Annotated in this window: 13 protein-coding genes; 10 read left to right on the plus strand and 3 right to left on the minus strand. The window is 64.4% G+C overall.

All coding sequences use genetic code 11. From position 1 onward, the window contains the following. Positions 1-41 precede the first annotated feature (41 nt). Genes GTW58_RS02020 through GTW58_RS02040 form a run of 5 tightly spaced genes read left to right on the plus strand, consistent with a single transcriptional unit; the run spans position 42 to position 5,350 of the window. Positions 42-1,172, plus strand: a complete 1,131-nt coding sequence (locus GTW58_RS02020) for a polyprenyl synthetase family protein (protein ID WP_119932413.1) — start codon at positions 42-44, stop codon at positions 1,170-1,172. Continuing rightward, positions 1,169-2,152, plus strand: a complete 984-nt coding sequence (locus GTW58_RS02025; RefSeq protein WP_168023446.1) for a phytoene/squalene synthase family protein — start codon at positions 1,169-1,171, stop codon at positions 2,150-2,152. Before GTW58_RS02020 ends, GTW58_RS02025 begins: the two co-directional genes overlap by 4 nt. Then, positions 2,149-3,780, plus strand: coding sequence for a phytoene desaturase family protein (crtI, locus tag GTW58_RS02030; protein ID WP_168023447.1), 1,632 nt, complete (start codon positions 2,149-2,151; stop codon positions 3,778-3,780). Before GTW58_RS02025 ends, crtI begins: the two co-directional genes overlap by 4 nt. Positions 3,781-3,785: 5 nt before the next feature. Next, positions 3,786-4,181: a lycopene cyclase domain-containing protein gene (locus tag GTW58_RS02035; RefSeq protein WP_047690164.1), complete on the plus strand. Its 396-nt coding sequence runs from the start codon at positions 3,786-3,788 to the stop codon at positions 4,179-4,181. Next, on the plus strand, positions 4,178-5,350 hold the full coding sequence (locus GTW58_RS02040; protein WP_119932412.1) for a prenyltransferase: 1,173 nt from the start codon (positions 4,178-4,180) through the stop codon (positions 5,348-5,350). Before GTW58_RS02035 ends, GTW58_RS02040 begins: the two co-directional genes overlap by 4 nt. Before the next feature lie 291 nt (positions 5,351-5,641). Here the strand turns inward: GTW58_RS02040 and GTW58_RS02045 are convergent, their stop codons facing one another. Continuing rightward, on the minus strand, positions 5,642-6,631 hold the full coding sequence (locus GTW58_RS02045; protein WP_157980437.1) for a hypothetical protein: 990 nt from the start codon (positions 6,629-6,631) through the stop codon (positions 5,642-5,644). A 414-nt stretch (positions 6,632-7,045) separates the two neighbouring features. Here GTW58_RS02045 and lepA point away from each other — a divergent pair, with 414 nt between their 5' ends. Together lepA and hemW are read left to right on the plus strand one after the other, a co-directional pair. After that, positions 7,046-8,896 carry a translation elongation factor 4 gene (gene lepA, locus GTW58_RS02050; RefSeq protein WP_119932410.1) on the plus strand — a complete coding sequence of 617 codons (1,851 nt, stop codon included), beginning with the start codon at positions 7,046-7,048 and terminating at the stop codon, positions 8,894-8,896. A 32-nt stretch (positions 8,897-8,928) separates the two neighbouring features. Beyond that, the gene (hemW, locus tag GTW58_RS02055; protein WP_119932409.1) at positions 8,929-10,179 is read left to right on the plus strand and encodes a radical SAM family heme chaperone HemW; all 1,251 of its coding nucleotides are present in this window, start codon (positions 8,929-8,931) and stop codon (positions 10,177-10,179) included. Here hemW and GTW58_RS02060 read toward each other — a convergent pair. Together GTW58_RS02060 and GTW58_RS02065 are read right to left on the minus strand one after the other, a co-directional pair. After that, on the minus strand, positions 10,167-10,733 hold the full coding sequence (locus tag GTW58_RS02060) for a DUF4870 domain-containing protein (RefSeq protein ID WP_342453286.1): 567 nt from the start codon (positions 10,731-10,733) through the stop codon (positions 10,167-10,169). The genes hemW and GTW58_RS02060 overlap by 13 nt on opposite strands. 100 nt (positions 10,734-10,833) lie before the next feature. Continuing rightward, positions 10,834-11,712 (minus strand): DUF3097 family protein, encoded by an 879-nt coding sequence (locus GTW58_RS02065; RefSeq protein WP_119932408.1) that lies wholly within the window; start codon positions 11,710-11,712, stop codon positions 10,834-10,836. 250 nt (positions 11,713-11,962) lie between these two features. Here GTW58_RS02065 and hrcA point away from each other — a divergent pair, with 250 nt between their 5' ends. From hrcA to GTW58_RS02080, 3 genes are read left to right on the plus strand one after another with little or no spacing between them, the layout of a single operon-like run. Beyond that, complete coding sequence (gene hrcA / locus GTW58_RS02070) at positions 11,963-12,976, plus strand: heat-inducible transcriptional repressor HrcA (RefSeq protein WP_119932470.1); 1,014 nt, start codon at positions 11,963-11,965, stop codon at positions 12,974-12,976. A 30-nt stretch (positions 12,977-13,006) separates the two neighbouring features. Continuing rightward, positions 13,007-14,176 (plus strand): molecular chaperone DnaJ, encoded by a 1,170-nt coding sequence (gene dnaJ / locus GTW58_RS02075; protein WP_047690992.1) that lies wholly within the window; start codon positions 13,007-13,009, stop codon positions 14,174-14,176. After that, positions 14,173-14,946, plus strand: coding sequence for a 16S rRNA (uracil(1498)-N(3))-methyltransferase (locus GTW58_RS02080; RefSeq protein WP_119932407.1), 774 nt, complete (start codon positions 14,173-14,175; stop codon positions 14,944-14,946). The genes dnaJ and GTW58_RS02080 overlap by 4 nt, the downstream gene beginning before the upstream one ends. Positions 14,947-14,960 lie beyond the last annotated feature (14 nt).

Genomic DNA, 14,960 nt, shown 5'->3' on the forward strand with positions numbered 1-14,960 from the left:
TGTTTATTTCGAATCTCGAAGCAGTGTGATGAAATAGGACAGTGACCTCCCCAGATCGCCCGCAGCCTGCTGCCCAGGCCGGGAAAACGCCGTCCTTCAAGGATCCCGCCCTGGCACGTCTGCAGCACAACGGCGCGGATCAGGTGCTGGCCAAGTTCCTGGAGCATTCCACGCGCCGCGCAGCTGAGATTTCGCCCAGGTTCGCCCAACTGTGGACCGAGATCGAACGCTTGAGCACCGGCGGCAAGAGGTTTCGTCCGGCGTTGGTGGCACTGGCGGCCAACGCCTATGGGGACACTGCGCAGTCCTCAGTCACCGATCGCATGATCGCCACAGTGGGGGCTGCGTTTGAGCTGCTGCACAGTGCCTTGATCATTCACGACGACGTCATTGACCGGGACATCAGCCGCCGCCACGGACCCACGCTCCATGCTGCTGCCCAACAGCGTGCTGAGGCTCAGGGAATTGATCACAAACGGGCGGCCCACTACGGCCACAGCGTGGGGATCATTGCCGGAGACCTGGCATTGAGCGGGGCACACCACTTGGTACACACCGCCGGCCTGTCACCGGAGCACGCCTGGCGGGTCCTGGAACTGGTGGATCACGCCGTGTTCGCCTCGGCTGCCGGTGAGCTCATGGACATCGACCACGCATTGCCTGCCGCCAACCCCACACCGGCCGCCGTCGTTGAAGCCACTCGGCTCAAGACCTCCGTCTACTCGTTCGAGGCCCCGTTGCAGGCGGGTGCCGTTCTGGCCGGGGCGCCCCAAGAACACATCCAGGTACTGGGTGAGATCGGAGTCAAGCTGGGCCTGGCCTTCCAACTGGCCGATGACTTGTTGGGTGTTTTCGGCAGTGATCGGGACACCGGCAAGTCCACTGACGGGGATCTGCGCGAGGGCAAACACACGCTGCTGATCGCAGAGGCAAGGACGCGGGATGGCGGTGCAGAAGTGCTCACCCTCCTGGCGCAGCCGGAGTTGACGGCCAGGGACGCAGACCGAGTGCGGCAGGTGCTCACGGACTGCGGTGCACGGCAAGCGGTGGAAGAACAAGCGGCACAAGCAGCTCGTGAAGCTGTTGCCCTGGCGGAAAGCGCTGAGCTGCCTCCCGCTCTGGTGCAGCAGTTGCGGGACGTCGCACGAGACGCCGTGGAGAGGATCCGATGAACTCGTCACCGTCAGATCCCGTGACACCGCCTCCGCCTGGTCCTGGGCCCGCGTCCCCGTCAGGTCCGGTCACGCCGTCATCGGCAGATCGTGCTGCTGCATTGCGTTACCACCGCACCGCGCAGGCTGCTGCAGCGGCCGTGATCAATCGGTATTCGACGTCGTTCGGGCTGGCGTGTCGCGTGCTGGGGCCCAGTGTGCGCACGCATGTGAGGTCTGTTTACGCCTTGGTGCGGGTGGCCGACGAAATTGTGGACGGAGCCAGCGCCGGGGCCGGAGTGAGCGCGCACGATGCACGGGAGCTGCTGGATGGACTGGAAGCCGAGACCCTAGAGGTATTGGAGCGTGGCTTCTCCACCAACTTGGTGGTGCACGCCTTTGGATTGGCTGCCGATTACGGGGGAATCGCCGCGGATCTGATCACCCCGTTCTTTGCCTCCATGCGGGCGGACCTGGGCGTTGATACCCATTCCACGGAATCGTTGGAAGACTACGTCTACGGCTCCGCTGAGGTGGTGGGGTTGATGTGCCTGCGTCTGTTCCTGGCAGAACACCCGGTCTCCTGTCAGCAGGAGGCTGCCTTGGTCTCCGGGGCTCGGCGCCTAGGCGCAGCCTTCCAGAAGGTCAACTTCCTGCGTGATCTCTCCGAGGACTACAACAGTCTGGGCCGCGTGTATCTGCCCGGTGCCGATCCGAGGGCCTTGACGGAAGCCACCAAGCACGAGTTCCTGGACGAGATCGACGCCGACCTGGCTGCTGCTCGTGCTGTGATCGATGACCTCCCCGCCAATGGGCGTACTGCGGTGCTGATTGCCCATGACTTGTTCGCCGAGTTGTCCGTGCGGCTGCGCAAGACACCGGCCGCTCAGCTGCTGACCACTCGAATCCGGGTCCCGGATGCCAGGAAGATGATGTTGACCACCAAGGCTGTGGCCTCCGCCAACCGAGGCCGGGCCACCGGAAGGAGACTGCAGGCATGAAACACGACGTGGTGGTGATCGGAGCGGGGATCACCGGACTGGCAACAGCGGCTCTTCTGGCCAAGGACGGACACCGGGTCACGGTGTTGGAACGTGGCCGGCGGGTCGGGGGTCGGGTGGGGCTCTACCAGCGCGACGGTTTCACCTTTGACACAGGGCCTTCCTGGTATCTGATGCCGGAGGTCTTTGACCACTTCTTCCGGCTCATGGGTACCTCAGCCGCGCAGGAATTGGACTTGGAACGGCTTGACCCCGCCTATCGGGTGTTCGGCCAGGACTATGCCGAGCCCCTGGATATCCGCTCCGATCTGGAAGACACCGTGCGGGTGTTTGAGGGCGTGGAACCCGGTGCCGGTCAACGAATCCGTGACTACGTGGCCTCCGCCGATCTGACCTATCAGCTGGCCGTACGGCACTTTCTCTACACGTCCTTCGGCTCACCCAAGGCATTCGCTCGGCTGCTGCACCCACAGGTACTGCGCAACATCCCGCGGTTGGGACGCCATCTGTTGGGCTCCCTTCACAACCTGACTCACCGCACGGTCACGGACACCCGGCTGCGTCAGATCCTGGGGTATCCGGCCGTCTTCCTGGCCTCCCGCCCACGCGAGACTCCGTCCATGTATCACCTGATGTCCCGGATGGACCTGGCGGATTCCGTGCAGTACCCGGACGGTGGGTTCTTCACCATCATTGGAGCCGTGGAGCGACTTGCCCGCCAGCACGGGGTCACCATCCGGCTGGACGCGGAGGTTGACCAGATTGTCACCGATCCGGTCTCTGCCGCGTCCCGCCTGGGCCTGGTCAAGCATGGAGTGGGCAAGCATCTTCCGGGCCAGCACACGGCTCGGGTGCGTGGGGTCAGCTGGCGTTCTGCTGACGGAGCCCAACATTTCCAGGCAGCGGATCGAGTGGTCTCCGCAGGGGACCTGCATCACCTGGAGACTCGCATGGTGGAACCGCACCTGCAGACTTACCCGCAGAAGCGGTGGGACCGTCAGCAGACCGGTCCAGGTGCGGTGCTGGTGTTGCTGGGCGTCCAGGGGGATCTGCCGGAACTGACTCACCACAATCTGTTCTTCACCCGGGACTGGGACACCAACTTCTCCGCGATCTTTGACCAACCCACCCGGGTGCCGGATCCGGCGTCGATCTACGTGTGCAAGCCCTCCGCAACGGATGCCTCCGTGGCGCCGGAGGGCCACGAAAACCTGTTCGTGCTGGTTCCCGTACCCGCGGATGTCAGCATTGGCCACGGCAACGACGACGGCGCCGGGTCCCCCCAGGTGGAAGCTGTGGCCGACCGCGTGATCGAACAGATCGGCCAATGGGCGGGGGTGGCGGATCTGTCGGAGAGGGTGGTGGTGCGGCGCACCATCGGCCCAGAGGACTTTGCCAAGGACTACCACGCCTGGCTTGGCAATGTGCTGGGCCCGGCCCACACCTTGCGGCAGTCCGCGTTCCTGCGTGGGCGGATGCGCAGCCGCCACATCGAGGGGTTGCACTACTGCGGGTCCACCACGATTCCGGGGATCGGTCTGCCCATGTGCCTGATCAGTGCGGAGAACGTGCTCAAGGACTTCAGGGGGGACACCTCCACAGGGCCCCTGCCGGAGCCGACCGTTTGAGTTGGATGAACTTTGCGCACCTGGGCTTCCTGCTGTTCAGCTTGGCCGGGATGATCATTCTGGACGCCCGGCACAAGCTGTTCTTCTTCCACGCACCGCTGCGGGCCGCGGTTGTCACGGTCACCGGTGTGGCGTTCTTCCTGCTGTGGGACATTGCCGGCATTGTGCACGGAATCTTCCTGCACGGCGCCTCCGACCTGGACACAGGGATCCTCTTGGGGCCGGAGATGCCACTGGAGGAAGTCGTGTTCCTGACATTCCTGTGCTACCTGACCATGAACTTGGTGGCACTGGTGGAACGACTCTTGGAGTGGTTGCAGAACCGGCCAGAGCGGCAGTCGGTACCTACTGCGCGGTCCGACTCGGACCGGTCTGCCAACGCGGGCGGTGATGTGTCGTGACGTATTGGGAACTGATTGTCATCTTCTGTGCTCTGGCGGCCCTGCCCCTGGCGCTTCTGGTGGGCTCCGGGACGCGCCACGGCAAGCGAAAGGTGACCACGGTCGTCGTCGTTCTGGCGATCCTTGTGGTGCTCACGGTGATCTTTGACTCCCTGATCATTGCAGCGGGGTTCGTGGAGTACGGCGAGGCCACGCTGAGCGGTATCATGTTGTGGAAGGCTCCGATCGAGGACCTGTCCTACGTGGTGGCCGGTGCCTTGTTGCTGCCGGCCCTGTGGTGGGCGCTGCGGCGTCCGGGGCACGTGTGGGGCCAGGTCACCACGTGGTTCGCCACCAGCAGGCCCATCTCCTGGGTGAACACGGCCTACCCGTTTGCGGCTGCCTACTTTCTGGCCACGGGGCGCGTGGACGACGTCCTGGTGATCGGCACGTTGTTCTTCCTGATCCCGTACAACCTGATGATGTACGGGATCAACGATGTCTTCGACTACGAATCCGACCTCCGCAATCCTCGCAAGGGTGGGGTGGAGGGTGCCCTCGTTGACCGGTCACAGCACCGGGGGATCCTGGTGGCATCGGTGCTCATCAGCCTGCCGTTCGTGCTGTACCTGCTGATTTCGGGCGATCTGGCGGCCGGGATCGTCATGGCAGTGAGCCTGTTTGCCGTGGTGGCCTACAGCCTCGAGGGCTTGAGGTTCAAGGAGATCCCCTTCCTGGACTCGGCCACCTCCGCCACGCACTTTGTCTCGCCCATGGTTTACGGCCTGGTGATCGCGGGAGTGCCGTGGAGCTGGAGCATGATGGCGGTGACCTGTGCGTTCTTCCTGTGGGGCATGGCCTCCCAGGCGTTCGGCGCCGTTCAGGACGTCGAGGCGGACCGAGCCGGTGGCCTCTCCTCGATCGCCACGGTCCTGGGTGCGCGCAGCACCGTGTGGGTGGCTGCCGGGATGTATCTGGCGGCTGGCATCCTGCTGCTGTTCACCGCCTGGCCCACACGGGTGGCTGCGCTGTTCGTGTTGCCCTATGTGGCCAACCTGGTGCCGTTCCTGCGCATCCACGACGCCGCCTGCGAAACCGCCAACCTGGGTTGGAAGCGCTTCTTGTGGATCAACTACGTGGTGGGCTTTGCCGTCACCATGTTGTTGATCTACTCCCGCGTGACCGCTTGACCCCCTGGGCCTTTAGGCCTTTAACCCCCGCGCCCCTGAGCCCGGGCCCCGGGCCCCTCAAACGCCCACCCGCAGCCAAAGCTGCCCGGTACGCGTTGCGCCGTCCTCAACGCATCCGGGACGGGTCAGCAGGGCATCGAGTTCGGTTGAGCCGGCTCGGTGTTCGGTTTCGACCACCGATAGGCACAATTCGTGGCGGAACCGAACATGGAGTGGGCGCAACCGTTCTGAGGGTTCGCGCGGGTTGGTCGATCCTCCGAGCGTGCGCGGGTCGGATCCACGCTGGAGGGCTCAAACCAAGCGCTGGGCGAGCCAGCTCAGCCACGCCTCCGCCCGGCGCGGATCCTGGACGTCACGGGTGACCAGAACTCGCAGATCCCAACCGTCATCGCGGAGCAGGTCCAGGCGGTGCATTTCATCTCCATACGTGTGTCGGTCGCTCGCGTGGACGGCGCCGTTGTACTCGATTCCAACTCGAGCTTCCTCCCATGCGAGGTCAAGATGCACAGTCCGCATCCTTCCGTGATCGTCCACCTGGATGGTCAGGTTCATCGTCGGGGCCGGCAGCCCGGCGCGCCTCACCATCATGCGCACCAACGTTTCCATGGGCGACCACGTCCGCGCCTGAGCCAGCGGCAACAGGTCCCTGATCCGGGTCGAGCCGATCGAACTGACGAGATTGGATTCGAGTACTGCCGCGATCTGCTGCGCAGTACACGGACCGTAGCGTTTGGCCCCGACCCGAACGTGCATGCCCATCAAGTGGTCCAGGCAGGCCACGATTCTCCAGTCCGTGAGAAAAGGTGCAGCCCAGACAAGGGCTTCCACCAGATTCACCGTCTGAGAGTCCCAGAGTCCGGTCAGGGCCGCTCCGTCCGAGCCCTTGGTGATCAAGAGGTCCGATCTGTGCTGATGTCCGCGTGTTCCCGAATAGGACAAGTGCGGCCTGCGCAGTTCCTGCTCCAGGTCCTGAGCACGCGGCGCACGGGGCAGCGTGAGACCATCACGTATCCAGACCGGTGTGTGCCCCACAGGCAGGCCGAACATCTGTGCGGCCGAAAAGCCTGCCACCCGGAAGTTGGTGCCAAAGTGCTGTTGGGCCAGAGCGGCAGTTTCCACGGAGTTCAGTGGTGCCAGACCCGGGGTGCCTCGAGCCCAGATGCCTCTGAGCACTTCAGCAAATTCGGGCAGTGCGTCCATTTGCCGTTTGCGCAGATTCCAGTGCGCTGTGGTGGCCACAACGGGTCGCGGCTGTCGCTGCGGGTAGTGAAATGTCGGCATGCAGTCACGCTAAACACCCCAGGGGTGCGTACATCAGTTATCCACAGGGTGATCTGAGGGAGAAGTACAGAGGACCTGGCCTGCGGTGACCGGTTCTGTCACCTCTGTGTTCGGTCTCGACCACTCCAGGGACCTTCTACTGGCGAATCCGAACTCCGGCGTGGCGTAACCGTACATGGAGGCGGAACTCAGCAACGGTCCAAGAAGCGACCAGCAGTCAGGCGGGGGAGGAGGGGGACGACGACGCCCGCGGGGTTCCGTCACGGGGGCAGCCACCCGGTGCTCCAGAGAGACCCCGCGCGCATGAGAGACTAAGTGACTGATCCATCCGGGCCGGATGGTGCGGCGTCGTCGTGAAAAGGCGAGGCGAGCCATCCGGGCCCTGGAATTGCTGACCGTCATGAAAGGCCCGCTGTGTCCCCACAGGCCGTTGTCCCGCCGGTGCCCGCGAGCACGGACCCGTCGCTGTTGCGCAGCTTCTGCATCATCGCGCACATCGACCATGGCAAGTCCACCCTGGCTGACCGCATGCTGCAGGCCACCGGTGTGGTGACCCCGCGGGAGATGAAGGCCCAGTACCTGGACCGCATGGACATTGAACGCGAGCGCGGGATCACCATCAAATCTCAGGCCGTGCGCATGCCCTGGGGGATGGGTGGCACGGACTACGCGCTGAACATGATCGACACACCGGGCCACGTGGACTTCACCTACGAGGTTTCGCGCTCGCTGGCCGCGTGCGAGGGTGCGCTGCTGCTGGTGGACGCGGCTCAGGGCATTGAGGCCCAGACGCTGGCCAACCTGTACCTGGCCATGGAGAACGACCTCACCATCATCCCGGTGTTGAACAAGATCGATCTGCCGGCCGCTCAGCCGGAGAAGTACGCGGAGGAACTGGGCAACCTGATCGGTGAGGACCCTGACCGCGTGCTGCGCGTGTCCGGCAAGACCGGTGAGGGCGTTGAAGCACTGTTGGATCGGATTGTGGAGGAAATCCCCGCACCGGTGGGCAATGCCGGGGAAGCCAGCCGCGCCATGATTTTCGACTCCGTCTTTGACACCTACCGTGGCGTGGTCACCTACGTCCGTGTGGTGGACGGGGACCTGAAGCCGCGCGAGCGCATCAAGATGATGTCCACGGGAGCGGAACACGAGTTGTTGGAGATCGGTGTGATCTCCCCGGAGCCCAAGCCCACCAAGGGTCTGGGTGTGGGGGAGGTGGGCTACCTGATCACCGGCGTGAAGGATGTCCGCCAGTCCCGCGTGGGTGACACCGTGACCGCTGCCCACAAGGGGGCCACGGAGGAGCTCGGGGGTTACGAGGACCCCAAGCCCATGGTGTTCTCCGGTCTGTTCCCCATTGACGGTTCCGACTACCCCGCGCTGCGTGACGCACTGGAGAAACTGCAGCTCAACGATGCTGCCCTGGTGTGGGAGCCGGAGACCTCCGCGGCGCTCGGCTTTGGTTTCCGCTGCGGCTTCCTGGGCCTGCTGCACCTGGAAATCACCCGCGAGCGGTTGGAGCGCGAATTCGACCTGGCGTTGATCTCCACGGCACCGTCCGTGTCCTACGACGTCACGTTGGAGGACGGTACGGAGACCGTGGTGACCAACCCCTCGGAGTTCCCGGAAGGCAAGATCAAGGAGATCCGCGAGCCCATGGTCAGCGCCACGGTGCTGGCACCGTCTGAGTTCGTGGGCGCCATCATGGAACTGTGCCAGTCCAAGCGCGGGCAGCTGGGCGGGATGGATTACCTGTCCGAAGACCGCGTGGAACTGCGCTACCGGCTGCCGTTGGCCGAGATCGTGTTGGACTTCTTTGACCAGTTGAAGTCCCGCACCAAGGGCTACGCCTCCCTGGACTGGAAGGCCGAAGGCCAAGAGGCTGCCGATCTGGTCAAGGTGGACCTGCTGTTGCAGGGGGAGCGTGTGGATGCGTTCTCCGCCATCACCCACAAGGACAAGGCCTACTCCTACGGTGTGATGATGGCCGGCAAGCTCAAGGACCTGATCCCGCGCCAGCAGTTCGAGGTCCCCATCCAGGCTGCCATTGGGTCAAGGATCATTGCCCGCGAAAACATCCGGGCCATGCGCAAGGACGTGCTCTCCAAGTGTTACGGCGGTGACATCTCCCGTAAGCGCAAACTGCTGGAGAAGCAGAAGGAAGGCAAGAAGCGGATGAAGATGGTGGGTCGTGTGGAGGTGCCGCAGGAGGCCTTTGTGGCCGCACTGTCCTCGGACTCCTCCGGCGAGAAGAAGAAGTAACCTCCCACCACTTCACGGACAGGAGCTGCGCCATGCCCGCTCTTCGCGACGGCGAACCCGCACCCGCCGACGGCCTGCTCCCACCCTCTGCGGTGGCCGGTGCGGCCGAACGCCAGTTCAGCCTCTACGTGCACGTCCCGTTCTGCTCGGTCCGTTGTGGGTACTGCGATTTCAACACGTACACGGCCTTGGAACTGGGGCAGGACGTCTCCCAGGAGGCCTATCACCGGGACGCCGAGCAGGAGATCCGGTTCGCGGATTCGGTTCTGCGCGCAACTGGCGCGCCGCGGCGGGCCTTGAGCACCGTGTTCTTCGGCGGGGGCACGCCCACCCGGTTGGCAGCAGCGGATTTGGTCAGCGTGCTGACCACGGCGCGGGAAACCTTTGGGATCACGACGACGGCGGAGGTCACCACCGAGGCCAACCCCGACTCCGTGACGCTCGAGGACCTGCAAACCCTCTCCGATGGTGGCTTCACCCGGGTGTCGTTCGGCATGCAGTCGGCCGTGCCCCATGTGTTGGAAACGTTGGATCGGACGCATGATCCGCGCAATGTGGGACCTGTGGTGCAATGGGCCAAACAAGCCGGCCTGTCCGTGAGTGTGGATCTGATCTACGGCACCCCGGGGGAGTCAGTGGCCGACTGGGAGCAGTCCTTGCAGGAGGCCATCTCTTATGAGCCCGAACACATCAGCGCCTATTCGTTGATCGTGGAAGACGGGACCAAGATGGCTGCCGCTATGCGCCGCGGTGAGATCCCCATGATCGATCCTGATGACCAGGCCGAGAAGTACGAACGTGCCGATGCACTGTTGGGTCAGGCCGGCTATCAGTGGTACGAAATCTCCAACTGGTCCCGTGCGGCACAGGGACGCACGGCGGCGCAGAATCGCTCCGCGCACAATCTGGCCTACTGGCACAATCAGGACTGGTGGGGGATCGGTCCCGGTGCCCACAGCCACGTGGGTGGTGTTCGGTGGTGGAACCGCAAACACCCCGTGCCGTACACCAATGCGGTGCGTGACGGGATCTCACCGGCCGCCGGGCGCGAATCCTTGGATGCCGGCACTCAGCTGTTTGAACGCATCATGCTGGAAACCAGGACTGTTGATGGTCTGCCGATTTCAGTTCTGCAGGAATCCGAACGCCACGAGGTGGCGGGACTTGTGGCCGAGGGCTTGATTGAAGGCCGTGCGGCCATCGCAGGTCAGGTGGTCTTGACCCTGAAGGGACGTTTGCTGGGCGATGCCGTGGTGCGCCGCCTTGTCCCTCAGCTCTCCTGAGAACGCCCTTGGGCTTGCCTGACACTGACGATTTCACCGGTGGAGGTCATGGGGCCGGAGGCCATGCGGGCCGCCTTGCGTTCGGCACGACGTCGGGTGACGACGTCATAGAGGTACCAGTTGAAGCGGTAGACGAACGGCCGACCCTTGTTGACCACAATGGCTGCCTGCAGCGAGCAGACTGCCAGGAACAACCACGCTGCCGCGGCCACCAGGGCAAAGATCCACCCGACGTAGGGGATGAAGGCCAGCAGCACGCCTGCAAGGACCACCAGGCTGGGGGTGAGGGTGAAGTTGGCTGCTTCCAGGGATTCCTGCTCCGTGAAGCGGGCGCGGCCACGGGACCACCGGTGCATCACGATGGCCGGCAGACAACCGGCAATGCCGAGCATGTGCGCCAGAGTGGCCATTTGTTGGTCATCGGACACGCTCATGGGGCGAGGCCGGGCTGAGACACCTTCAAAGGGGGTGCTGCTCTGGTCCTGGCCGGAAGTGGATCCGGGGTTCGGATCTTCTTCGCGGGGTCCTCGGCTGCTGTTGGTCGAAACGGCCACGGGTCACCTTTGTGATCAGGACTGCACCCCTGGTGCGGTCACTTGGTCGGGGCTGCGCAATGCCGCCCGGGGGGAAGCAGCGCCATGGTCAGAGCAGAGTTTACCTGGCGGTGGCCGCGTTGCCGGGAACGGTCACAAAATCGATGAGTTCCTCCACCTGTCCCAGCAATTGTGGTTCCAGGTCCGCGTAGGTGTTGACGCGGGAGAGGATGTGACTCCACGCCTTGCCCAGGTCCTCGGCCGTGGCGTGGGGCCACCCCAGTCCCCGGCAGATCCCGGTCTTCCAGTCCTGACCGCGGGGCACATGGGGCCAAGCCGGAATGCCCAGCACGGATGGTTTCACCGACTGCCAGATGTCGATGTACGGGTGGCCCAGAATCAGCACGTTGCCGGGCGCAGCAGGAACCTGCATGGCCTGGGCGGCAAGACGGGACTCCTTGGAGCCCTCCACCAGGTGATCCACCAGAATGCCCAGACGGCGCGTGGGGCTCGGTTGGAACTGCTTCACGGCGGCTGCCAAATCATCCACGCCGTGCAGGGGCTCCACCACAATGCCCTCCACCGCCAGGTCATGGCCCCAGACCTTGGCCACCAGTTCGGCGTCGTGCTTTCCCTCCACCCAAATGCGGGAGGCCTGCGCCGTCCGGGCCCTGAAACCCTCCACCTCCACGGAGCCGGAACGCGTCCGACGCCGGGCGGGGGCGGCGGGCGCCCGCCGCGGTTCAGCGGCAATCACCGGTTGGCCTTCGAACAGGAATCCCGGTCCCAGGGGGAAGGCGCGAATCTTGCCGTGCCGGTCCTCCAGGCTGAGCACCCGCATGCCACCAATGGTTTCCAGCCGCACCACAGCGCCCACCCAGCCCGATGAGACCTCCTCCAGAACCATCCCGCGGGCCACCGGCAGCGGCTTGGCCTCCGGGGGACGACGACGCTGGTTGAGCTCATCCAGGCTGGCGGGTCCCCAAGACGAATCAGACATGGTGCTCCTGGGTTCGTGTGGTGGAAGAAGGCGTGCCATCTGCTGGCGGCGGGCCGCGGGCACGCGAATCAGCCGCGAGCGTATCAAGCACGGGGCGCCGGTGCTGAGATCTGGCGGGGCCGTTAGAATCGTTGGCACTGTGCCGGTGACAGTGCCAATGGCAACACCAATTGTTCGCAGCTGAGCTCAGGCACCGCCACATCGTGAATCGGTCAGGAGACGGCCGTTGCCAACCGGGGAGGAGGAGACCGTGGACCACCCACGCCGCCAGCAAGTGCTGCAAGCGATTGTGGAGGACTACGTCCACTCCCGTGAACCGGTCGGTTCTCAGGCACTGGTGGAACGCCACCACTTGGGCGTTTCCTCTGCCACCGTGCGCAATGACATGGGTGTGTTGGAGGAGGAGGGGCTGATCATGGCCCCGCACACCAGTGCTGGGCGCATTCCCACGGAGAAGGGCTACCGCACCTTCGTGGACCAGATCACCTCCTTGAAGCCCCTGAATTCACCGCAGCGCCGGGCCATCCGCACGTTGCTGGAGGGCGCTGAGGACATCGACGACGTCATGGAGCGTTCCGTTCGCCTGCTGGCCCAACTGACGCATCAGGTGGCTGTGGTGCAGTACCCGGTCGCGGCCGTGGTCACCATCCGTCACGTGGAATTGGTGCGTATGGATGAACATCACGTTCTGGTGGTGCTGATCCCTGCGGATGGTCGCGTGTCCCAACGGACGATCGCCCTGTCGGCACCCGTGGACGAGCACGTGGTGCTGGATACCAGGGCCCGCGTTCTGGGGGCCGTGACTGCTCGGGCGGTGTTGGAGGCGGCGTCGTTGTTGGGCACCAGCGCGTTGCAGGCACCCGTGGAGCAGCGGCCGCTGTTGATGGCCGTGGCTGAAGCGCTGCAGGCACTTGCCGCTTCCAGCTCTGAACAGCGCATGGTGATGGCCGGAACAGCCAACCTTGCCCACTCCACCGGTGACTTTGCTCGTACAATCGGGCCGGTGTTGGAAGCCCTGGAGGAACAGGTTGCCCTGCTGAGACTGCTCTCGGAAATGCAGCAGGACGACCGTGGAATCGCTGTGCGGATCGGCGCGGATGACGCCTCCGACCCTCTGGTGGAGACCTCAGTGGTGGCCACCGGGTACGGCCCACAGGAATCAGCCAAGGTGGGTGTCCTGGGCCCCACACGGATGGATTATCCGCACACCATGGCGGCAGTGCGCGCAGTGGCGCGTTACCTGTCCCGGGTGCTGGATGCATGAATTGATCAAGAACACGGAACGGACTAATCGTTGAGCGATCACTACCAGACACTGGGTGTGGCCCGGGATGCCAGCGCTGAGGAAATCAAGCGCGCCTACCGCAAGAAGGCACGCACCCTTCACCCTGACGTCAACCCGTCACCGGAGGCTGCCGAAGAGTTCAAGCGTGTGGCCCATGCCAATGACGTTCTCTCCGATCCTGAGAAGCGCCGGATCTACGACGCCACCGGGGATGAGAACGGTCAAGCCGGTTTCGGCGGAGGATTTGGTGGTGGCTTCGGCGGCGCCGGAGGATTCGGTGGCTTTGGTGACATCTTCGACGCATTCTTCCAGGGTGCCGGCGGCCAGCAGGGCCCCAAGTCCCGGACCAGGCAGGGCCAGGATGCCCTGATCACGGAGCGGATCTCCCTGCAGGAGGCCGTGTTCGGCACGGACAAACGCATCACCGTTGACACGGCGGTCACCTGTCCCACGTGTGAGGGGACCTGCTGCCAGCCGGGCACCCATCCGGAACAGTGCAATGCCTGCGGTGGTGCCGGCCAGGTCCGTCAGCCCATCCGCTCCCCGCTGGGCACCGTGATGACCGTGGCACCCTGCCACAACTGTGACGGATTCGGCAGCGTGATCAAGAGCCCGTGCCAGGAGTGCTACGGGCAGGGTCGCGTCCGGGACAAGCGTCAACTCAACGTCAAGATCCCTGCCGGTGTTCGCACCGGAACCCGTATCCGGCTCTCCGGTCAGGGCGAGGCCGGTACCGCCGGTGGCCCCAACGGCGACCTTTACGTGGAGACCCGGGTTCAGAACGATCCCACGTTCCGGCGCGATGGCGATGACCTCCACATGGTGGTCCGGGTACCCATGGTGGCTGCCAGCTTGGGCACCACCTTGAAGGTGGACACTTTTGACGGCCCTCAGGAAGTCAGCGTGGCCCCCGGAACCCAATCCGGCCAGACCCGTGTGGTGGACGGTTTGGGCTCAGGCAAGCTCAACAGTCGCGACGGCGCCCGAGGCAACCTGGTGGTGCACCTGGAGATCGAAACGCCCACGGATCTGGATGACCGCCAGCGTGACCTGCTGCGCGAACTGGCACAGTTGCGCGGTGAGTCGGAGCACACCGGGACTGCGGTGAGCACCACGCACGAGCGCGGTCAGGGCGGTGGGTTCTTCTCCCGCCTGCGGGATCGATTCGCAGACCAGTGAGCCTGCCGGTTTTCAAGGCCGAATCCTCGGTGTCGCACCTCCGGACCGGTGAGCAGTACGTTCTCACCGGCCCGGAGGCACGCCACGCTGCCACCGTGCAACGCCTGGGCCCTGGCGAGATGCTGGACGTGGTGGATGGAGACGGCCACCGGCTCACCTGTGGCGTGGTTTCAGCCCAGAAGGATCAGGTGGTCCTCACCGTCGAATCCCTGGAAACCACTGAACATCGAGCCCCGGAAATCACCTTGGTCCAGGCCCTGGCCAAGGGAGACCGGGACCTCCAGGCGGTCGAATCCTGCACCGAGTTGGGCGTGGATCATGTGATTGCGTGGCAGGCTGACCGCTCTGTGGCCCGGTTCCGAGCGGAGCGCAAGGACAAACAGCTGGAGAAGTGGCGTAACACCATCACTACAGCTGCCAAACAGTCCCGGCGCAGCTTGTGGCCGGTGCTCGGTGCTCCCGTGGACACGCGAGCACTGGTGCGCCTGGTTCAAGATTCTCCCCAGACTCAGTGGTTGATCCTGCACGAGCAGGCACAGCGAACACTGACTTCCGTGTTGCGTGGTTCCGATCAAGAGGGTGGGATTTCACCCGGTGGCCAGGTGGGGATCGTGGTTGGCCCTGAAGGTGGCATCAGTGAAGCTGAACTGGATCAGCTGACGGCGGCCGGCGCCCGTCCCGTGCTCCTGGGCCCTGAGGTTTTGCGGTCATCGACTGCCGGCGCTGCTGCGGTGGTGCTGATCAACGCCTTCACGGGGCGTTGGGCCTGAGTCCAAGAGCAAGA

Source organism: Kocuria subflava, from assembly GCF_012163155.1.
In the GTDB taxonomy this organism is placed as follows: Bacteria; Actinomycetota; Actinomycetes; order Actinomycetales; family Micrococcaceae; genus Kocuria; species Kocuria subflava.

What these genes read in the sequence shown, in the direction of transcription:
- GTW58_RS02025 (WP_168023446.1), top strand. Translation starts at nt 1,169, where the DNA reads ATGAACTCGTCACCGTCAGATCCCGTGACACCGCCTCCGCCTGGTCCT.
- crtI (WP_168023447.1), top strand. Translation starts at nt 2,149, where the DNA reads ATGAAACACGACGTGGTGGTGATCGGAGCGGGGATCACCGGACTGGCA.
- GTW58_RS02035 (WP_047690164.1), top strand. Translation starts at nt 3,786, where the DNA reads ATGAACTTTGCGCACCTGGGCTTCCTGCTGTTCAGCTTGGCCGGGATG.
- GTW58_RS02045 (WP_157980437.1), bottom strand. Translation starts at nt 6,631, where the DNA reads ATGCCGACATTTCACTACCCGCAGCGACAGCCGCGACCCGTTGTGGCC.
- hemW (WP_119932409.1), top strand. Translation starts at nt 8,929, where the DNA reads ATGCCCGCTCTTCGCGACGGCGAACCCGCACCCGCCGACGGCCTGCTC.
- GTW58_RS02065 (WP_119932408.1), bottom strand. Translation starts at nt 11,712, where the DNA reads ATGTCTGATTCGTCTTGGGGACCCGCCAGCCTGGATGAGCTCAACCAG.